Here is an 18,456-nt window from a genome sequence, read left to right as displayed (position 1 = left end):
CGAATGAAAGAGCAGGAGAATCAAACAAAATCAGATGAAAAAAAGACGGCGCTGTGCTACAATACTGGAATTGCAAAACACTGCAATCGGCCATCATCCTAGGGAGGTTTATCGATCGCCATGCTTATAATTGGTATCGCCGGCGGCACCGGTTCCGGTAAAACAACGGTAGCACGCTCCGTCATCGACCGCCTCGGCGCGGGCAAAGTCACGTTCCTGTCACAGGACAATTATTATAAAGACCATCCGGAGCTCAGCTTCGAAGAACGCGGAGCGATCAACTACGATCATCCTTTCGCGTTCGACAACGATCTGATGGTTCAGCATCTGAACGAACTCAAAGAAGGCCGGGCAGCCTATGCTCCGGTATACGACTTCACCCTGCATGCGCGTTCCGCGGACAAGACGGTGGAACTGACGCCGAACAACATCGTGATCATCGAAGGACTGCATGTCCTGTCGGACGAACATCTGCGGGCGCTGCTCGACATCAAGGTGTTTGTCGATACCGATCCGGACGTACGCATCCTGCGCCGCGTACTGCGCGACATCGAGGATCGGGGACGCAATATCCGCTCGGTACACGACCAGTACCTGACTACGGTCAAACCGATGCACGAAGCGTTTATCGAACCGTCGAAAAAGTATGCCGATCTGATCATTCCCGAAGGCGGACATAACGAAGTCGGCATCCAGCTGCTGTCGGTGCTGACCGAGAAATATCTGTCGGGCGACCACAAATGGAATCACCATTCGTAAACCGGATTTCTCCCGGGGGGATCCTTCCGGGATCATCCCAAAACAAAAAGCTTATCCTTCAGAGAGGATAAGCTTTTTTTGATGCCCGAACCGCTCGCGCGATCCGTACGCCGCTCTTACTTGTAGAATACCTTGTCCACATTGTATTTCGCGCGGCCGGTATTGATCAGATACGTCTCGTAGATTTCGCGTTCCGTCGGATCCGCCACCAGGCAGACTTCGATACGGCGCACTTCTTCCCGGTGATCCTTCATCGGCGACACTTTGTCTTCGAAATGTTTCTTGATCCGGGGTCTAAGCTTGCGGGCTTTGCCGACAAACAGAAGCTCGTCGTTTGCGCCGTAGAACATAAAGATGCCCGCTTCTTCGCGCGTAATCAGATGGAAATCGGTAAAGCCGTAAATATGGCTGAGCTGCGGATCCGTCTGTTTCTCGATCACGACGTCCGGCTTCGGTACGGTAATTTGAATCATGCTGTTCACGTCCTCTTATTCGAATGATACGGGAGTCTGCCGGCTGCGCCAAGCGGCGTCCGGCGCTGCCCATCCTACCACAGATTTCACCCGCGCGCCACGAAAAATAAACAACAGAGGCGCAACCATCGTGTTCTTCGCCTCGTATGCTTCTGCATACAGGAATCGGCAGCACCGGGGAAGAATGGATACCGCTTGAGCGGAATACGCCGCCGCATTTACTTACCGAAGGAGTGAAGACCCATGTCCACGATCAATGCAAGCATTACCGAAGGTGTTTTGCGTACGCGCAAAAAACTTCGCCAGGATACGCTGATTTCGATTTTCGAAGAGTTTGACGGAGAACGAATGGGTCTCGATGACGGCAAACGCGCGGAAAAATACAGCAAAATGGCGTTAAGCCCGTTTTCTTTTTACCGGGGGAGCGCCTATCTGTTCTACTTCGACGTTACGCGCCAATACTTCCCGTACCATACGCCCAAAGATCGGCCCACCTGGGTCCAGGGCGATCTTCATTTCGAGAACTTCGGCGCCTTCCAGAGCGAGAGCGGCCGGATCGTCTACGACGTAAACGACTTTGACGAAGGATACGTAGGTTCTTACCTGTACGATGTGCTGCGCATGTCGGTAAGCATCGTTCTTGTCGGACGCCAGCTGGGCTACTCCCCGGAAGAGCAGGTGAACGCGGCGGCCCAATACATCCGTTCCTATTACAAACAAATCGACAAGTTCGCTTCCCGCAAAGACGATCCGGCCGATTTCGTGGTCGATTCCGATTGCGCCAAAGGAGCGGTCCGCAAGCTGCTGCGCAAACTCGAGAAGCGCCAGCAGGGGCATTTTCTTGAAAAAGTGACGGCGCGGATGCAGAGCGGACGGGCTTTCCTCGAAAATGCGGAGCTGGTCGAACCGGCTGCGGAAGACCGCGAGCAGTTGGAGAAAGCCTGGTCCTTTTATATGGATACCCTGCTGTGCCGACGCTCCGGCGATGAGCATTACCAGATCAAAGACATCGCCGTGAAGCACGGTTCCGGAACCGCTTCGATCGGCTTGGACCGCTTCTATGTGCTGATCGAAGGCGGTTCCGCGGACGCGACAGGCGACCGCGATTCCGATGACACGGTGCTCGAAGTAAAAGAAGTACGTGTGCCGGTCCCCGCTTACTTCATGCCTTATTCCGAATCGTTCTGGGAAACGTTCGTGCATCAGGGCAAACGGGTTACCGCGACCCAGCAGGCGATGCACCACGAAGCCGATCCTTATCTGGGCTTCATGACGATCGACGGACGCCATTTCTATGTGCGCGAGCGGTCGCCTTACAAGAAACGCCTGAAACTCGAAGATTTGAAAACGACGGAAGATATGGACCGCGTTCTGACACTCATGGGACGACTGACCGCCAAAATGCACGCCCGCGCCGACCTGGATGTCAGTCTCGGCATTCTGCCTTACCACAGCGAAAAAGAAATTGCCCAAGCGATGGGAGACGACCCGGACTCGTTCGCCAAGCACATCTCCCAATTCGCTTACGCTTACGCCGATGTAGTGGAGCGCGATTACGCCCTGTTTACGGAATGGACCGCGCAGCGTTTTGCGGATCTGCCGACAACTGCCGCTCCGGGCCTTCTTCCGGAAGAGCCGGCCGTAGAGGACGGAGTGACCGTGGAACCTTCCGCAGACCTCACGATAAGCGATGACGGAGCCTGCGACGCCGGCCCTTCCGATGCTCCCGCCTCCAAGGAAACCGGAACGGATCACCCTTAACCGGACGGATGGCGGGCCCAATCACCGTCTGCCGCACTAAAAAGTACGTTTCCGGATAGTTAGAATATTGACTATTAGTCACATGACTATCCAAATGAAAACAAAAAGAACCCCGAAGCCGCAGATATACGGCTTCGGGGTTCTTTTTGTGAAAAGGACTTGGCGTTCTTTGCTCAAACTGCCTGCCATCAACAGGTTCATTCGTCTATAGGCTGCCGCCGAACGTGTCTCCGCCTTCGATCGTCCCGTTCTGGAATCCTTTATAGAACCAGCTCTTGCGCTGCTCCGACGTTCCGTGGGTAAAGCTGTCGGGCACCACGTAGCCGCGGGACTGCAGTTGGATACTGTCGTCGCCGACCGCACTCGCGGCTGTCAGCGCTTCGTCCAGATCCCCTTGTTCCAGCAGATTCTGTCCCTGCTCGTAATGCGCCCAGACTCCCGCGTAATAATCGGCCTGCAGCTCAAGCTTCACGGAATATTTGTTGTACTCCTTCTCGCTGAGCTTCCGGCGCAGATTGTCGACTTTGCCGCTGGTTCCGAGCAGATTCTGTACGTGGTGTCCCACTTCGTGCGCTACTACGTAGGCCATCGCGAAATCGCCCGGAGCGTTGAACTGCCGGTTCAATTCGTCGTAGAAATCAAGATCGATATACAGCTTCTCGTCGCCCGGACAATAGAAAGGTCCCACTGCCGAATTGGCCGTTCCGCATGCCGACTGGACGCTGTCCGTGAACAGAACGAGCTTCGGATTGCGGTAGGTCATCCCGTTCTTGCGAAAGACCTCGCCCCAGACCTGTTCCGTATCGGCCAGCACCACCGACACGAAATCCGCCCGTTCTTCTTCTTCGGCCGTTCCCTGGTAGCTGTTGTTCGCCGTTTGCGTCTGCGACGTCTCTGTGGTGGAGCCTCCGTTCAACAGGCTGCCCGGATCGCCTCCCATCAGCATGATGATAATGACGATCACGATTCCGCCGATTCCGAGGCCTCCGCCCACTTTCATTGCGCCTCCGCCGCCGCTCTGGCCGCGCCGGTCTTCGACGTTGCGGCTCGCTTTTCTGCCTTTCCACTCCATGGCTGTTCCTCCTTGATGACGGTGCGGCGCGGGATGTGCCTTCATTCCGGCCGCTCCGAATGATTCGCGGAACCGTCCGCGCGTGCAATCCCTACAGGGAAAGCGCCGTTCCCGTCCCCGCTCTCTTTCTCACCATTAACCCCGAGAGCGGCAGGCCAAGCGACCCGCGGAGAAAATTGGCACCCGAAACCTGCGCGAACAAAGCCTCGCGGGCGCGGGATATACCGTCACTCCTCCGAATGTTTCAAAGCGTCCAGACGCTCCAGGGCCCGGCGTTTGCGGTACAGCATAACGGCCGCTTCGGACACGTCGCCCAGCGTCTGGCGATTGGCAAAAGCGCCGAAGACGATCCCGGCCACAGGCACGGCCTGCAGCAGTTTTTTCCAACCCCAGCTGTCCCGATAAGTCGTGACCACTTCCCGCCAGCCCTGGATTTTGGACATGGCCGTTACAGACGAAGGCAGTTTGCCGTCTTCGCCCGCTTTGAGATTCAGTTCGTTCAGTACCGCCTGCTTGCCCACGATGTCGGAGGAAGCGAACTGCAGAACCTTCACGGCGAAGACCCGTTCGATCTTCTCGTTGGCATCATATCCGTAGCAGAGACCGATTTCCTGAATGACTTTGAGCGATAACCCAAGCACCGCGGGAATATCGGCAGCCAGCGTGAATATACCTCCGAAACCGGTGGTCGCTCCCTGCGCCGTCGCCAGGTTCCGGCTCTCCGCGCTCAGTCTGGCCGAAGCCGTGTCCATCACGGACATTGGATGCGGCCCGCTGCCGGGCAGTCCGCGCTTGAGCGCGATTGTCTCCAGCATCCCCGTTACGCGCCGCCGGGCGATCAGATATTTGCCGCCGTTCTGGACATAATTGCCCATCTCGTCGAGCAGGCTGCCGATCTTCTGATGAATAAATTTGGGCGTGACTTTATCGAGCAGCTTGAACGGCAGTTGGGTGATGCGGTCCCAGATCGGCAGCTTGCGCTGGCTCTTCATCCACTTCTCCGCTTCGGCCAGCGCGGCCCGCAGTTCCTCTTGGGTATCGGGCACCGTTCCCGGACGCGTCCCTTCCTGTCTGGCTTCTTGCGCGCCTTCCGCGCCGCTGTCTGTACGGATCTCCTCCGGTTCGTGTGTCATGCGGTTTCCTCCCTGGTCTCGTCTATCTTTCTTTAAACTACCCTTTATACGCGGTCCAGAAAAGAAGGATTCGAAAAATCCCTGCCGGCGCAGAACCGGCAGGGCGAACAGAAGCGGGATTATACCGCCCGCGGCTTCTTCGGGCGCAGCCGCAAGGGCGCTTGGGTCAAAGCGGCCGGGGCCGGTCCGTGCCCGGCAGGACCCGCCGCGCGGATGCGTCCCAGCGCGGCGGACTGCCGCCGGAGAGCCGCAGGCCTCCGGCCCATTCGGGGAAGGCCGGCGCGCCCGCAGGCGCGGCCTCTCCCGCAAGGATGCGCCGTCCAAGCTCCGACGGCGCGAAGGTCCGGTTCCCGAAGTCCGGCTGTGGATGGCCGAACTTCGGGAACGATCCGGATCCGCTGACCGCAAGCAGCGGATAAGGCCCGGCGGCCATCCGCTCCAGATGCCGCCAGAATTCCAGGTCGCCCATGCCCAGGGCGACCAGCTTGTCCGCCGAGCGCCGCAGCAGCTCGGCGGGAGACGCCGCGCCCGCGGCGGCCGTATCGAGCACCGTGCGCTCGATACGGCCCAGGCCGTCTTCGGCCGAAGGCAGACGCGACAGATGCGCTTCAAAAGCGGCATGGGCAAACGGCAGCGCCGACGTGTCTGACTCCAGAAAGCGGACATGCTCCTGCGGATCGGGCGAGCTGTAGGCCGCCCACAGCCGCGCCGCGAGTTCGAACTGCTCCGGGCCGACCGGCTGCCAGGTTCCGGAGAGCGTCTTGAGCTGCTCCGCCCGCAGCTGTCCCAGACCGTGGAAGATTTCGATTCCTGGGAATTCGCCGATACAGAGCAGGCTCACGCGCGCAGCGCCGGTTTGCATCCGGTCGATCCGCTCAAGCAGCAGGGCCAGCATCGTCTGGTCGAACAGGTCGTGCTCGAACCAGAGTACGACTTCCTCGTAATTCGCAACTTCCCGCAGCTTCCGCTCCTGCTCCGCGCAGCCGCCAAGCAGCGTCTGCCGGGGAATGCCCAGCTCCCGCTCCAGATACTCCGCCCGTGCAAAACGGGCGGACGCTTCTTCCATATCCGGAAATACCGGTCCAAACGGATACAGTTCTCTCCAGACTTGTACCTCCCCTTCGATTCCCGCTTCGTGCAGCCGATCGGCCGTGTGGTCTCCATTGACAATATGCAGCATTCGTTTGCCTCCTTCGTGCAGATCCCGGAACACCGCGGAGAAGTCCGACACGTGCAGCGCGGATCTCAGGCGCGAGCGGGCGTCGAACAGTCTTTTTTTGAGCGCCGATTCCGACACGCCCAGAAAATCCGAAATTTCACGGATCCGGCAGCCTTCGAAATAGAACAGCCTCACGGCAAGGCGCTGGTGTTCCGGCAGTTCGGCTACCGATTCATACAGGCTTCGCTTGAGCTCTCGGCGGTGTGCAAGTTCTTCCGTGCCTGCGCCGACGTCCGCCGGTCCTTCGCCTATTTCCGCGGCCGGCAGTAACGGGAACCTTTTGCGCCGAAGCAGCCGAATCGCCCTGCGTCTGACAATCGTGCGCAGCCAGCCGGGGAAAGCGGCCGCCTGCTCGAGACGTTCCAAACCGGCAAATGCTTCGATAAAAGCTTCCTGCACCGCGTCCTCCGCAAGCTGCACGTCCCCGAGCTGTTCGTAAGCGGCGGCATACGCCATCCCTCCAAATCGGCGGAACAGCCATTCGCAGCTTTCGGCATCTCCTTTTTTCGCTTTTTCGATCCATTCCTGCATCGTTTCGTCCTCCTTCCGCCTGTTCCTGCCCTACAGTGCCGTCTGCTGCCGGTTCGGTTACCGGTTATTGCTCCTTATAAGAATATTTTTCTAATATTTCTTTTTTTCATTCCGATGAAGATAGAGATAGACTATTATAATTATAGACCTAAAGCACTATATATAAAAAAGAGGGAACCCCTATGCGTACTCCTGCCAAATCTGCCTTTGCGCTTCTTTTTGTTTTGTTTTTTACGCTTTGTTACTACACCTGGATCATGGTATGGAGCCATGACGACAATATCGCGACCTGGGGAGGAAATCTCCTGTCGATCGCCGGAAGCCTGATTGCTGCTTTCTGGCTGGCCGGTGCGGCCAAACGTACCCTCGGAGAAAAGAGGATCTTCTGGACCCTCCTGTCCGCCGGATGCTTCAACTACTTTATCGCCGAGTTGATCTGGCTCTACGATGAGAAGGTGCTCCGGATCGATCCGCCGTCTCCCGGCTGGACCGACCTTTTCTACATTCTGCAGGTTATCTGCTATTTGACCGCTTTTGTCTATCCCTTTATCCGGCTCAAAAAAAGCTACGGCGCTTTCAAGCTGATCTTCGATATCCTGATTGTCATGACCGTCGCCGCGACGTTCAGCTGGCATTACCTGATCGGCCCGATTCTCCACGAAGGCGAGGTCTCCAGACTGACGGTGATCGTCAACCTGGCGTATCCCATTACCGACCTGGCGCTGCTGTTCGGAGCGATCAGTCTCTACTGGGGCGCCCGCCAGATTTTCGAGGGCAGACTGATTCTGTTTGTATTCCTGGGTCTGATGACGCAGGCGGTTACCGACTCGGCTTTCTTGTATCTGCTGTCCGTGGAAGCTTACGATTCCGGCAGTGTCGTCGATCCGTTCTTCATCCTCAGCCTGCTTCTGGTCGGCTATGCCGGATTTATCCAGCGATCGGAAACCGCAGAGGAAACGATTGAAAAAGAGGAAGAAGCAGGCGTGGAACGCCTCGACCTCGTTCGGGTCGTCCTGCCTTATCTCAACGTGTTGATCTTGTTTTTCTTTATGATTTCGGGTTCCGCCGGGATCGATGCCTTCACGATCGGAACCGGCATTTCGATTCTGCTGGTCATCGTGCGGCAGCTGCTGACCATTCTGGAGAACCACAAACTGCTGCTCAGCGTATACCGCAAAACGGAAGAGCTGGAACTCAGCGAGGAACGCTACAAGTCGCTGTTCGAGTATCACCCCGATGCCGTCTATTCCCTGGATCCCGACGGAAACTTCGACAGCGCGAACGCGGCCTGCGCGGATCTGCTGGACTGCGAACGTGGAGAACTGCTAGGCAGATCCCATATCGATTTCGTATATGATGATGGTTCGCAGCAGCTGGAAAATTATATGGAACCTGTCCGCTCGGGACGGTCGCAGCGCTACGAAGGGGAAATCCGCAGTCTCACCGGCCGGATCAGCACGGTCAGCGTCACGCATATTCCGATTCGTGTCCGCAACCGGGTCGTGGGCATCTTCGGGATCGGCCGGGATATCACCGAAAACAAGCGCAATGAAGCCCGGATCCGCTACCTCGCTTACCACGATGCGCTGACGGGCCTCGCCAACCGGGCCTCGTTCGACGCCCAACTGAAAGACACGATCCGGCAGGCGGGCGAATCGGGCGAGACCTTCGCCGTCGTCTTTATCGACCTGGATCGCTTCAAGAACGTCAACGACACGCTGGGACACGATGTCGGGGACAACCTGCTGATCTCCGTCGCGCAGCGGCTGAGGCTGTGTATCGGCGAAGCCGACACGGTCGCGCGCCAGGGCGGCGACGAATTCACGCTGATCCTGCGCAATGTCGACGGCCGGGAAGGCGCGCGCGCGGCGGCACAGCGGCTTCTGGAAGCACTGAGTCCTCCCCATCCGCTGGTCGGGCAGGAGATCGTCGCTCTCCCCAGCATCGGATTGTCCGTGTATCCGATCGACGACGACACGGCGGTTGGCTTGATGAAGAAAGCGGATATTGCGCTGTATCAGGTCAAATATGGCGGCCGGGGGCATCACCGGATGTACTGCGAGACCGATCCGAGCGCTTCGCGCAAGTTCCTGCTCGAGAAAGACCTCGGTCGGGCGCTGGAGGAAGACCAACTCTTCCTGCATTACCAGCCGCAGATCGATTCCGCTTCCAAGCAGCTGAACGGGGTCGAGGCGCTTATCCGCTGGAATCATCCGGAACTCGGTCTGGTATCGCCGGTCGAATTCATTCCGATTGCGGAAGAAAGCGGACAAATTCTATCGATCGGGCATTGGGTATTGAGAGAAGCCTGCATGCAGGCCAAGCTCTGGAGCGATGCCGGATCGCCGATCAAGGTCGGCGTCAACCTCTCGCCGAGACAGCTGCACAGCTCCGACCTTGTCGATCAGGTACGGGGCGTCCTTGAAGAAACCGGCCTTAATCCGGAACTGCTCGACCTGGAAATCACGGAATCTTCCGCGCTTGAACATCCCAAGCTTGTTCTGGGCAGGTTGAACGCCCTCAAACAGCTGGGCCTGACGATTTCGATCGACGATTTCGGTACCGGGTATTCCTCTTTGTCGCACTTGGAGAATTTCCCGATCGACAAGCTCAAGATCGCGCGGCAGTTCACCAGCAAACTGGAAAAGCGCCAGGTCAACCGAAAGATCGTTTCCCATATCATCGACCTGGCCCGGACACTGGAGATGAGCGTGATTGCCGAAGGGGTCGAAAGCGAGAACCAGGCCGAGATTCTGCGCTCGATCGAATGTGTCGAGATGCAGGGCTTCCTCTTCGGACGGCCGGTTCCGGCCGAAGAGATCTGGCCGATGCTGAGAGCGGCTACGGATCTGTAATGCCGGGCGGCTGGCTTGCGGACTGGTGTGAATCTGTAATGTCGGGCTGCAGTCCGGCTGCGCCTGCAAGCCAGCCGCCCCAGACCGATTTTGCTTATATCCAAAAGCCTCTGCCGCAATCGGCAGAGGCTTTTGGGTGTCCGCTTCGTTCAGCGAACCGCAATATAGATCAGGATTTCTACCGCTTGCGGGTCAAAATTCCGGGTATCGTAGACCTCGAAATCGCCGGTATACGCCCGCTGCTCGGACGACTGGGCATAATAGGCCCAGATCTCGCCCCAGGTTTCCGCTGCCACTTCGCCCATCGGCCCTCTGCGGGTCCGAAAGATCCGATAACGGCTGCCGGGCACCCGCACCTCAAGAAGTTCGGATCCTCCCTGCCCGGTATAGGTCTCCGAGACGCCGGAATCTTCGGCGGCCGACTCATGGCCGACGACTACCGTGTACGCACCGGAAGCGTCGCTCTCGTAATCGGTATACAGCGCGTAGATCAGATGCGGATCGCGCACGCCTTCTTCCCCCGCAAGGGAGCTGTTCATGTAAGTCTGCCACAACCCCGGTATTCGGCCGCCATCTCCCAGCTCGGCTGCATTGGTCGTACGAACGGCAAATCCTTTCAGCGCAAAAGATTCCCTCGGGGTATACAGGTCGGGCGTCGACCCTTCGGTCTGTAACGAACGTTGAACGGGTTCCATGGGCAGTCTTCCTCTCCTAAGTCAGTTTCCGTCAGTATAAGCCCCTAATACGGACATCTCCCTGTCCATATTCACACTGGGAGTTTCCGAGACTTTGCCGTCAAGGTTTGAATCGCCCACGGGATCACACTCGCCCCCGTAAGCCGCCGCGATGCGCAGAGCGCGCCGTACCAGTTCGCTCCTTACCGCCGGCGGGGATTCGACCGTCATCCGGTCGCCGTAGCTGAGCAGCATTCCGTAGAATCCTTCGTTGGGCACAAACATCCCGACCAACCGCATACTGCCATCAGCCAGGACTTCGATCCGGGCCGCATCAAATTCGTCGCTCACGCGCAGCCGCGCTTCGGAACGAAACCGCAGCGATATTTCGACGCGAGGGGTCGAGTCCCATTTGTCGTTCCATCCATAGCCGTCGATCGGCGGCGCGGATCGGGGGATAAAGGGTTCTCCCGTACGCCGCACTTCCAGCATGCGCGATAAACGAAAGATCCGAAATTCTTCGCGCAGCAGACAGTAGGCCTGCAAATACCAGACGTTTCCTTTCATCAGCAGCACCGCCGGTTCCAGCAAACGCACGCTTTCCCCACCGTTCATGTTCAAATAACGGATCTCTACCCGCACCGCTTCCCGGGCGGCCGTCCGCAGCAGATCGACCCGCCCGCGAATAAATTCGGTGGAGCACCAGGGATTGAAGTCGAAGACGACGCCCGTACCGCCTTGAACCGGATCGCTTCCGTTTGCGCTCCCCAACAGTGCCTGCACCTTCTCCGTCAGATCCGAGAACATCCGATCGTCCAATACGGTTGCCGCTCCTTTGACTGCCGTCCGCAGCGCTTCGATCTCGCCCGCACTTAGCATCTGCCGTCCAATCGTATAACGCTCCATCATCTCGAAGCCGCCGCTTGTTCCTTGATGCGAAATGATCGGAATGCCGGCACGGCACAGCGTCTCGATATCCCGGTATACGGTCTTGGTGGACACTTCGAATCTCTCCGCCAATTCTCCCGCGCTGATTCGTCTGCGGTTCAGCAGCAGGATCGTGATCGCCAGCAGCCGGTCGATCTTCATCGTGCTCGCCTCCTTTTCGGTTAAACAGCCGTTTGCCGCTCTGCGGTTTTCCGCTTCTTTCTTCCCATTTTACGGCAAATTCAAGTTCGCGTACAAACGATAATACGGAGATTCTTTTTGCAGCCGCGTGGAACGGGATCGGAGCGGGTAAGAACAGGAAAAAGACAGCCTTTGCGCCAAACTTGCAACCGCCTTCCTTCATCCTTTAAGATCAGGTGGAGGACATCGCGGCGGGTACCGGGCCCCCTGCCCTCAAGCGGACTCTCGTACGCAAAATTGAAAATATCTATTCTTTTCTGAAAATATATCGATATTTACATATTGAATCGAGAAGACGGACATGGACGCCAACGCCTGCAAGACCGGGAGCCGGACTCCCGTCCAAATCAGAAACGAGGTGAGCAACATGGAGAATTGGATTACGAATTTTATGAACGAATGGGGTTACTTCGGCATCTTCCTGCTGATTGCCCTGGAGAATATTTTTCCGCCGATTCCGTCGGAAGTCATTCTGACTTTCGGAGGCTTTATGACCACGCAGACCGATATGCATATCGTGGGCGTCGTCATCGCTTCCACGCTCGGTTCCGTCGTAGGCGCGGTCGCGCTGTATGCGGTCGGGGCTATCATGAAGCAGGATCGCATGGAGCGGCTGATCGAGAAACGCGGCAAATGGCTTCGGCTCAAAAAAGAAGACGTGGGCAAAGCCTACGGCTGGTTCGACCGTTTTGGCAAATGGGCCGTGTTTCTGTGCCGCCTTGTCCCGCTCGTCCGCAGCCTGATCTCGATCCCGGCCGGCAGCGTGCGTATGAATCTGGCTTCGTTTCTTCTGCTGACGACCCTGGGTTCCCTGCTGTGGAACACGGTGCTGACGTTTATCGGCAGCGCGGTGGGCGAATCGTGGGAGAGCGCAGCCGGTCAAATGGACGTCTTCTCCAATGTGGTGTACGTGATTATCGGACTGCTCGTCGTGACGGGCGCCATTCTCTTTTTCCGCAAAAGAAGCCGGGACGTCAAGAGCGGTTCGTAAGCGCGGGAGCGAAGTCCGGCGCAAGAATGGGTCGCCAAGCCGCCGCCAGGGGTATATAGGAGAGAGTTTGAAACCGGGACAGGTGCCCAGGATAAAAAAAGAAGGCACGCGGCGGGGACTGGGCGGGAAAAGCGGAGTGCCGCTTGGCGCGCGGGAAGAGCGGGATCAAGGCTCGCTCGGCGCGGTCCCTGCAAATTACGCGCCTGTAAGGATTCGCAATTTTCGGGACGGGGAGGTTACCAAATGGAAGAGATCACCATTACGGCTGTAATCAAAGCCAAATCCGGGCGGGAGCACGAGCTTCGCGGGGAACTGATCAAAGTCGTCGGTCCAACAAGAACCGAACACGGCTGTCTGGAATACGTACTGAACGAATCGATGGAAGATCCCCGCGTATTTATCTTCTATGAACGCTGGGAAGATCAGGCTTCCGTTCAAACCCATCTGGACAGCGAACATTACCGGGAATACCGCCGGGCTACGGAAGAGCTGGTCGAGAGCCGGGAGATTTACCGGCTGCAGCCGATCACGGGCTGAGACGTACCGCGCAGCAAGCGTGCGGCCCGTGAATCGCCCGGCGCAAAGCGTTTCGGCGCACCGAAGCTTCACACCCGGGGAAAGCCGCCGTTTCCAAGGAACCGTTCTTTGCCGAATCCGGCGGAAGAGCGGTTCTATTTGTTGGATTCGCGGGTATAGAAAAGGTAATCCCTATCGTGCGGCCCGCAAAGCCGCCCACTATCCCACAGCTACAGGAAGCGAGAGTGAACAACCGCTATGTTCAGCGAATCTGAAAATCATCAAGCGCATGGTCTATCCGGCGGTACGACCGATTCTTCCGATCCCCATACCCCTTTATATATGACGGCGGCCGAAGAAGCCGTCGACGAACTCGAGCACGTCTCCGGCGTACATCCGGGCTACCGCCGCGCCCATGCGCGCGGCTTCTGCTGCCGGGCTTCGTTCCTTCCGAGCGGCAAAGCCGCTCCGTTCACGACTGCCCCGCATCTGCAGGATCGCGAGGTCAAAGCCATCGTACGCTTCTCGGGCAGCTCGACCGACCCGGCTCTGGCCGATCTGCTGTCGCCGGCCAAAGGCATGGCCGTCCAATTCCTGCTGCCGGACGGCGGTCACAGCAATATGGTCGGCGTCACCGTGCCGGTCTTCTTCGCCCGGACCCCGGAGTCGTTCATGGAAATGCTGACGACCCTCAACCGGACCAAAGCCGGACAGATGCCCAAATCCGAAGCGCTGCGGCGCTTCGCCCGGCACTTCAGCGAGAGCCGTCAGAGTCTGCTGGCGCTCAACCGCCTGAAACCGCCGGCCAGCTATGCCACGAATCTGTATTATTGTATCCATGTCTATATGCTGGTCGACGCAGAAGGCCGCAGAAGGCCGGTCAAGTTCGAATGGATTCCTGATTCGGGCGTACAAACGCTGTCGATCCATGACGCGGCGGCTATGCCCGACGATTATCTGGAACGCGAGCTCGAACTGCGTATGCTTGCGCAGCCGCCTTCGTTCAAACTCAGTATCGTATTCGGCGAAGAAGGCGATCCCACCCACGATCCGACCAAGCGCTGGCCAAGCGACCGCAAGCGGATCGACGCCGGGCGTCTGGTCCTGCTGGAGCCGATTGCCGAGCCGCAGGGTCTGGTTATGGACCCGACGGCGATCACCGAAGGCATCGCCCTGTCCGACGACCCGATTCTCAACTTCCGCCGCGACACATACGCCGAGTCGTTGAAGCGGCGCAGCGGCGGCCATTGATCTTCTTTTGGCCAATAACCATTCCGACCTATTACAAAAGACATGCGGTTCAAGCGCCCCTTCGGCGCCTGTCCGCATGTCTTTAGTGAGGCTTGCAAAAACCTCCGCCCTGAAGCGGCAGCCTTTGCCGGTTATTCCTGCTTATCGTGAGATCCGGCAGGTGTACAGACGACAATCTCGATCGGACTATCCGCAAACACGTCCAGCACGATCTCCCGCACCTTCTCCCAGCGAAGCCGGTCAAGTCCGCTGCCGATCCGGGGCATCGCAAGTCTCGTTACTCCGTCAGCGACGCATAGGTGGGCTTGTTGAAATACTTCGCCTTGGTCACCAGATTCATAACCCGCCCCTGCCGGACGCAGCTGCCGATTTCCAGCGGCTGCCGGGCCGCCTGTTCCTGCAGCGGCCGAAGATCGAACCGCCTGACAAATTCCGCAGCGATCCCTTTGCCCATCCGGGCATCGGCCGAAATACAGTGCGCCAGTACGTAATCGCCGGGCAGGGCGAACAGATCGCTTTCGATTTCCTGTACAGACATCGGTCCGCCTCCTTTACAGGGCTCTTCCCCAGATACGTTCGAACGGACGGAGGGTCCGGCTCTCCTGCGACCGGTCAAGCACGGCAAATACGATCCGGTCGAAATGGGCCGACCAGCCTTCGCCGTCCAGCAGACGTCTCCACCAGGATGCCACTTCCGCCGGATCGTTCCGGAATACGCCGCATCCATACGCGCCGAGCACAAGCGTACGGTCTCCGCGTTCGGCAAAGATCGCCAGAGCCAGCCGCATGCGGTCCAGCATAACGGCTTTGGCTTGATCCGCATCTTCCCCTTTGAGCAGCACCTGTCCGTAATTGACGGCCGGAAGCGTCAGCACCGACGCATAAGCCGGCGGCGCGGCAAGTTCAAACTTCTCGTCCCGAAAAAAGACCACCTCCGGCGAATAAATCGCGTGATGCGTATACCTCATCGTTCCGCAGGCCCGGTTCGCCTCGTAATAACCGGGATGACGAAGCTGCGAAGGATACAGGCCGCTCGACATGGCCAGGTTCTCTTCCTGCGCCGTCGCTCCGTTCAGAAATCCGCCGCCCGGATTCTTGGCGCTGGCAAAGTTCAGCAGCCCGACCCGGGAAGCACCGGCCGCGGCCAGATCATGTACCGTCTTGACCGCCGACTCGTTGACTACCCGGTAATCGGTCTGCGAATGGGCGGCAGACGGCTGCGAAGCCATCTGCCGGACAATCTCCGCTCCCCGCGCCGGATCGATCAGCAGGCTGTTCTCCTCGCTGCGCCGCTGCGCGTTGCGGATATCGATCTCTTCGCCTTTATAGGCGTAAGATCCGCCTGCGGCGATGTCGACCGTTTCCGCGGCCGTACGCCGCATCCGGTCTCGCGCCTTCTCGCGAATTCCCTGCGTGTTCACCTGCTCGTTCACGTTACATTCCCTCCTCGATCAGCTGATCCCGTGCTTCGCTCAGCGCAAATCCCAGCAGGTTCGTTCCCCGCCATCTCGCCGGGTTCTCCGCATCCGGATGGTCTTTGCCCATACCGATTCCCCAGATCCGGTCTCTCGGACTGGCTTCGACCAGAATCCGATTCTGCGTATTTCGGAGAAACGCCCACAGCTCGGCATTTTGACGAAACTTCTCCAGACTCGCACGCTTGACGATCCCGTACGCTTCTTTTTTCCAGACGGCATCGTCGAAGTTTCGCACCTGTCGGCCGAATTCTTTCATCTGCTTCGGGTGTACGGCCTGCAAAATGCGCTCGCGCGCTTCCGCGTCCCGGAACAACCTCGCTTTTTCCGCCATCATGTACTGCTCGGCGCATCCATACTCCGTTCCGTCCACCGCGAATACACTCGGCCACCATTGGCTCAGACAGCTGGAATCCACGATCCCCGGCACTTTGGGCGTATGGCCCCAGAAAAACAAATATTTCAACCGCTCGCCGGCTTCCTGTGCCTGGCGCAGCGCTTCCCGTTCATAAATTTTCATTCGTAATCGCCCCATTCCTCGCGGCCGCGCCGGTACAATCTCGAAGGCCGATGGCCCGCATTTTCCGTATATTCGTCCGTTTTCTCCACAAGCGGTTCCGCTTTGCGGCGGAAAGCCGCTTTTAACAGCTCCCGGTCCAGAATCGATTCATAGACCTGCTGCAGTTCCGTAAGCGTAAATCGCTCCGGCATCAAATGCAGCGCCAGATCGCTTCGCTCCACCCGTTCCCTCAAGCGCTCGATCGCCATGGCGATCATCTTCGCATGGTCGAAAGCCAGCCCTTCGTTGCTCCGGATCCGGTACTCGTCGGCCGATGCTCCGTGGGTACGGGTGCGGCGGCATTCGACAACCGCGGTCAGTTCGATCCGCTCCGTTTCGCCCGCAGATTCTCCGGTCAGATCCGTCTCCGCCTTGTCCAAGGCAAGCTTCAATTCGAAGCGGCGGACATGCAGGATGCCGCCCGATTCCAGGCGCTCCCGGCTGTCGCTCTGCAGACGGTAGGTCAGTTCGAACCAGGCCGCCCGATCGGCATCGTCGCCGGCTTCCACATGCAGTCCTCGGCTGTCAACGAGCGCCATATAGGCGCAGCTCATCACCCAGGTCCGAGGATCGCGCCCCACGTCGCTGAACGTATGCAGCTGCTCCAGATAGATACGGTCCACGCCTGTTTCTTCACGCAGTTCCCGGGCGGCCGCCTCATCCGCCGTTTCCGTCGGCCGTACAAATCCGCCGGGAAGTGCCCAGCAGCCGAGGTACGGATGTCCTCCGCGCCGGATCAGCAGGACGCGCAGCGTACGTTTCGGCAGCCTGCGGTAGTTCTCTTCCTTCTCGCCCGCCACGGTAAAGATCACCATGTCCGCGGCGACCGAAGGACGTTCGTAGTCGCCGGCATCATAGCTCGCCAGAAACTCTTCTTCCGTCAACCCGTTCGCATCGCGCAGCCTTTCGCCGCCGTCTTCGTTTCTGCTGCCCGTGTCCAATGCAGTTCCTCCTTCATCATCCGCGATCCGCAGCCGGTTGCCTGGGCGGATTCCGTCTTATTCACTTATTGATATTATCTAATAGTTACTAACAATAATAGTCGAAGCTCTCTTCCTTGTCAAACCTTTCGCGGACGCGATTTCCGTTTCGTGCGGCCGAGAGGGTATAATGGAAACAGAATCCAACTTCAAGGAAGTGAAGCTATTCATGCCGAATACCCCGGAAGCGCCGCGGACACAGCCGACTGCGGATTCCAACGAACCCTGCTTCTGCGGCAGCGGACGCCCGATGCGGCTCTGCCACAAGACCGCTTCGGCCGACAGCCGGGCGGCGCAGATCACTCGCCTCTATCAGGACGTCGAACAGACGATCGAAGACTACCGGGCCGGCAGCCCCAAGCAGCCTCCCTGCCGCGAAGGCTGCAGCTCGTGCTGCTCCGATTATTTCCCTGTATCCCAGGTCGAATTCGAACTGCTGCTTGTCTATATGGAACGCCATTGGAGCCGGGAAGACATTCGCGAAGCCTTCGCGCGGGCGGAAGAAAACCTGACGGCTCTCGAACGCGAAAACCCGGCTATGCACGCTTCTTTGACCCATACGGTCGATCGCAAAGGCGAACTTGAAGCCATCCGGCGCCATGCGGGCCGCAACAGCTTCCCCTGTCCGCTGCTCGATGTCGACAGCGGACGGTGCCGCGTGTATCCCGCGCGGCCGTTCCTCTGCCGGACGCACGGCAGCTCGCACACCTTCTACGGCTCCTGGCGCGAACGGCTTCAGTCCGAACGGGTCTGCGAACATATCGACGGCGGACGGAGCCACCGCAAGATCACGCCAAACGTCGCCGACCTGTGGCCCCGTTACGAAGAACTCGCCGATGTGCGCATCGGACCGCAGCGGCGTCTGCTGCGCCAATATCCGATCTTTTACTGGCTGGTCCTGTACGGCCGTCACGGGAACGGACAGACGGCCAAGCTGGGCAGCCGGGACAACTTCGATCTGCCGCTGGCCGAGCACAATGCCCGGATGGCGGCGCACGGAGCGCAGACGAATTGAAGGGTCGGACCTAATCCCCGGCTGGTGCCCAAACTCAAAAGACCGCTTTCCGCGCCATCTGTAC

18 protein-coding genes are annotated in these 18,456 nt (G+C 58.5%); 7 read left to right on the top strand and 11 right to left on the bottom strand.

Annotation, left to right across the window (positions count from 1 at the left end):
- The first annotated feature begins 120 nt into the window (after positions 1-120).
- On the top strand, positions 121-759 hold the full coding sequence (gene udk / locus HRQ60_RS05070) for a uridine kinase (protein WP_172194555.1): 639 nt from the start codon (positions 121-123) through the stop codon (positions 757-759).
- A 116-nt stretch (positions 760-875) separates the two neighbouring features.
- Here udk and HRQ60_RS05065 read toward each other — a convergent pair whose 3' ends face one another.
- Entirely contained in the window at positions 876-1,232 is a 357-nt protein-coding gene (locus HRQ60_RS05065) for a nucleotide excision repair endonuclease (RefSeq protein WP_172194554.1), read from the bottom strand.
- A 243-nt stretch (positions 1,233-1,475) separates the two neighbouring features.
- Between HRQ60_RS05065 and HRQ60_RS05060 the strand changes: the two genes are divergently transcribed.
- The gene (locus HRQ60_RS05060) at positions 1,476-2,993 is read left to right on the top strand and encodes a DUF2252 domain-containing protein (RefSeq protein ID WP_172194553.1); all 1,518 of its coding nucleotides are present in this window, start codon (positions 1,476-1,478) and stop codon (positions 2,991-2,993) included.
- 205 nt (positions 2,994-3,198) lie between these two features.
- On the opposite strand, the gene ypfJ is transcribed toward HRQ60_RS05060, so the two are convergent.
- The 3 genes from ypfJ to HRQ60_RS05045 form a co-directional block, all read right to left on the bottom strand.
- On the bottom strand, positions 3,199-4,065 hold the full coding sequence (gene ypfJ, locus HRQ60_RS05055; protein ID WP_172194552.1) for a KPN_02809 family neutral zinc metallopeptidase: 867 nt from the start codon (positions 4,063-4,065) through the stop codon (positions 3,199-3,201).
- A 227-nt stretch (positions 4,066-4,292) separates the two neighbouring features.
- Positions 4,293-5,198 carry an EcsC family protein gene (locus HRQ60_RS05050; protein WP_172194551.1) on the bottom strand — a complete coding sequence of 302 codons (906 nt, stop codon included), beginning with the start codon at positions 5,196-5,198 and terminating at the stop codon, positions 4,293-4,295.
- A 166-nt stretch (positions 5,199-5,364) separates the two neighbouring features.
- Entirely contained in the window at positions 5,365-6,948 is a 1,584-nt protein-coding gene (locus tag HRQ60_RS05045) for a sigma-70 family RNA polymerase sigma factor (protein ID WP_172194550.1), read from the bottom strand.
- 182 nt (positions 6,949-7,130) lie between these two features.
- Here HRQ60_RS05045 and HRQ60_RS05040 point away from each other — a divergent pair, with 182 nt between their 5' ends.
- Positions 7,131-9,803, top strand: a complete 2,673-nt coding sequence (locus HRQ60_RS05040; protein WP_172194549.1) for a DUF4084 domain-containing protein — start codon at positions 7,131-7,133, stop codon at positions 9,801-9,803.
- A gap of 149 nt (positions 9,804-9,952) precedes the next feature.
- Here the strand turns inward: HRQ60_RS05040 and HRQ60_RS05035 are convergent, their stop codons facing one another.
- Both HRQ60_RS05035 and HRQ60_RS05030 read right to left on the bottom strand, forming a co-directional pair.
- Complete coding sequence (locus HRQ60_RS05035; RefSeq protein WP_172194548.1) at positions 9,953-10,498, bottom strand: GyrI-like domain-containing protein; 546 nt, start codon at positions 10,496-10,498, stop codon at positions 9,953-9,955.
- Positions 10,499-10,519: 21 nt separating this feature from the next.
- Positions 10,520-11,566 (bottom strand): helix-turn-helix transcriptional regulator, encoded by a 1,047-nt coding sequence (locus HRQ60_RS05030; protein WP_172194547.1) that lies wholly within the window; start codon positions 11,564-11,566, stop codon positions 10,520-10,522.
- A 406-nt stretch (positions 11,567-11,972) separates the two neighbouring features.
- On the opposite strand from HRQ60_RS05030, the gene HRQ60_RS05025 reads away from it, so the two are divergent.
- The 3 genes from HRQ60_RS05025 to HRQ60_RS05015 all read left to right on the top strand — a co-directional run bounded on the left by HRQ60_RS05025 (position 11,973) and on the right by HRQ60_RS05015 (position 14,363).
- Positions 11,973-12,596 (top strand): DedA family protein, encoded by a 624-nt coding sequence (locus tag HRQ60_RS05025; RefSeq protein ID WP_172194546.1) that lies wholly within the window; start codon positions 11,973-11,975, stop codon positions 12,594-12,596.
- Between the two features lie 243 nt (positions 12,597-12,839).
- Positions 12,840-13,133, top strand: a complete 294-nt coding sequence (locus tag HRQ60_RS05020; RefSeq protein ID WP_172194545.1) for a putative quinol monooxygenase — start codon at positions 12,840-12,842, stop codon at positions 13,131-13,133.
- 237 nt (positions 13,134-13,370) lie between these two features.
- On the top strand, positions 13,371-14,363 hold the full coding sequence (locus tag HRQ60_RS05015) for a catalase family peroxidase (protein ID WP_172194544.1): 993 nt from the start codon (positions 13,371-13,373) through the stop codon (positions 14,361-14,363).
- Between the two features lie 131 nt (positions 14,364-14,494).
- Here HRQ60_RS05015 and HRQ60_RS23870 read toward each other — a convergent pair whose 3' ends face one another.
- Genes HRQ60_RS23870 through HRQ60_RS04995 form a run of 5 tightly spaced genes read right to left on the bottom strand, consistent with a single transcriptional unit; the run spans position 14,495 to position 17,338 of the window.
- The gene (locus tag HRQ60_RS23870; protein ID WP_281358051.1) at positions 14,495-14,629 is read right to left on the bottom strand and encodes a hypothetical protein; all 135 of its coding nucleotides are present in this window, start codon (positions 14,627-14,629) and stop codon (positions 14,495-14,497) included.
- An 11-nt stretch (positions 14,630-14,640) separates the two neighbouring features.
- Positions 14,641-14,901: a macro domain-containing protein gene (locus HRQ60_RS23580; RefSeq protein WP_246281131.1), complete on the bottom strand. Its 261-nt coding sequence runs from the start codon at positions 14,899-14,901 to the stop codon at positions 14,641-14,643.
- A gap of 13 nt (positions 14,902-14,914) precedes the next feature.
- Positions 14,915-15,796 (bottom strand): TIGR02452 family protein, encoded by an 882-nt coding sequence (locus HRQ60_RS05005; protein ID WP_343044612.1) that lies wholly within the window; start codon positions 15,794-15,796, stop codon positions 14,915-14,917.
- Between the two features lies 1 nt (position 15,797).
- The gene (gene ybiA, locus HRQ60_RS05000; protein ID WP_172194543.1) at positions 15,798-16,358 is read right to left on the bottom strand and encodes a riboflavin biosynthesis intermediates N-glycosidase; all 561 of its coding nucleotides are present in this window, start codon (positions 16,356-16,358) and stop codon (positions 15,798-15,800) included.
- The gene (locus tag HRQ60_RS04995) at positions 16,355-17,338 is read right to left on the bottom strand and encodes an NUDIX hydrolase (RefSeq protein ID WP_246281130.1); all 984 of its coding nucleotides are present in this window, start codon (positions 17,336-17,338) and stop codon (positions 16,355-16,357) included. Before HRQ60_RS04995 ends, ybiA begins: the two co-directional genes overlap by 4 nt.
- 169 nt (positions 17,339-17,507) lie before the next feature.
- On the opposite strand from HRQ60_RS04995, the gene HRQ60_RS04990 reads away from it, so the two are divergent.
- Entirely contained in the window at positions 17,508-18,392 is an 885-nt protein-coding gene (locus HRQ60_RS04990; protein ID WP_246281129.1) for a YkgJ family cysteine cluster protein, read from the top strand.
- Positions 18,393-18,456: the final 64 nt, after the last annotated feature.

The sequence above is a fragment of the Saccharibacillus qingshengii genome (genome assembly GCF_013185195.1).
Classification (GTDB): domain Bacteria; phylum Bacillota; class Bacilli; order Paenibacillales; family Paenibacillaceae; genus Saccharibacillus; species Saccharibacillus qingshengii.
Note: the sequence above shows the minus strand (reverse complement) of the source record. Positions and strands in the feature narration are given on the sequence as shown.

Bases quoted from the DNA above. Each gene is read 5' to 3' on its own strand.
- udk (WP_172194555.1), top strand. From the start codon at position 121: ATGCTTATAATTGGTATCGCCGGCGGCACCGGTTCCGGTAAAACAACG.
- HRQ60_RS05065 (WP_172194554.1), bottom strand. From the start codon at position 1,232: ATGATTCAAATTACCGTACCGAAGCCGGACGTCGTGATCGAGAAACAG.
- HRQ60_RS05060 (WP_172194553.1), top strand. From the start codon at position 1,476: ATGTCCACGATCAATGCAAGCATTACCGAAGGTGTTTTGCGTACGCGC.
- ypfJ (WP_172194552.1), bottom strand. From the start codon at position 4,065: ATGGAGTGGAAAGGCAGAAAAGCGAGCCGCAACGTCGAAGACCGGCGC.
- HRQ60_RS05050 (WP_172194551.1), bottom strand. From the start codon at position 5,198: ATGACACACGAACCGGAGGAGATCCGTACAGACAGCGGCGCGGAAGGC.
- HRQ60_RS05045 (WP_172194550.1), bottom strand. From the start codon at position 6,948: ATGCAGGAATGGATCGAAAAAGCGAAAAAAGGAGATGCCGAAAGCTGC.
- HRQ60_RS05040 (WP_172194549.1), top strand. From the start codon at position 7,131: ATGCGTACTCCTGCCAAATCTGCCTTTGCGCTTCTTTTTGTTTTGTTT.
- HRQ60_RS05035 (WP_172194548.1), bottom strand. From the start codon at position 10,498: ATGGAACCCGTTCAACGTTCGTTACAGACCGAAGGGTCGACGCCCGAC.
- HRQ60_RS05030 (WP_172194547.1), bottom strand. From the start codon at position 11,566: ATGAAGATCGACCGGCTGCTGGCGATCACGATCCTGCTGCTGAACCGC.
- HRQ60_RS05025 (WP_172194546.1), top strand. From the start codon at position 11,973: ATGGAGAATTGGATTACGAATTTTATGAACGAATGGGGTTACTTCGGC.
- HRQ60_RS05020 (WP_172194545.1), top strand. From the start codon at position 12,840: ATGGAAGAGATCACCATTACGGCTGTAATCAAAGCCAAATCCGGGCGG.
- HRQ60_RS05015 (WP_172194544.1), top strand. From the start codon at position 13,371: ATGTTCAGCGAATCTGAAAATCATCAAGCGCATGGTCTATCCGGCGGT.
- HRQ60_RS23870 (WP_281358051.1), bottom strand. From the start codon at position 14,629: ATGCCCCGGATCGGCAGCGGACTTGACCGGCTTCGCTGGGAGAAGGTG.
- HRQ60_RS23580 (WP_246281131.1), bottom strand. From the start codon at position 14,901: ATGTCTGTACAGGAAATCGAAAGCGATCTGTTCGCCCTGCCCGGCGAT.
- ybiA (WP_172194543.1), bottom strand. From the start codon at position 16,358: ATGAAAATTTATGAACGGGAAGCGCTGCGCCAGGCACAGGAAGCCGGC.
- HRQ60_RS04990 (WP_246281129.1), top strand. From the start codon at position 17,508: ATGGAAACAGAATCCAACTTCAAGGAAGTGAAGCTATTCATGCCGAAT.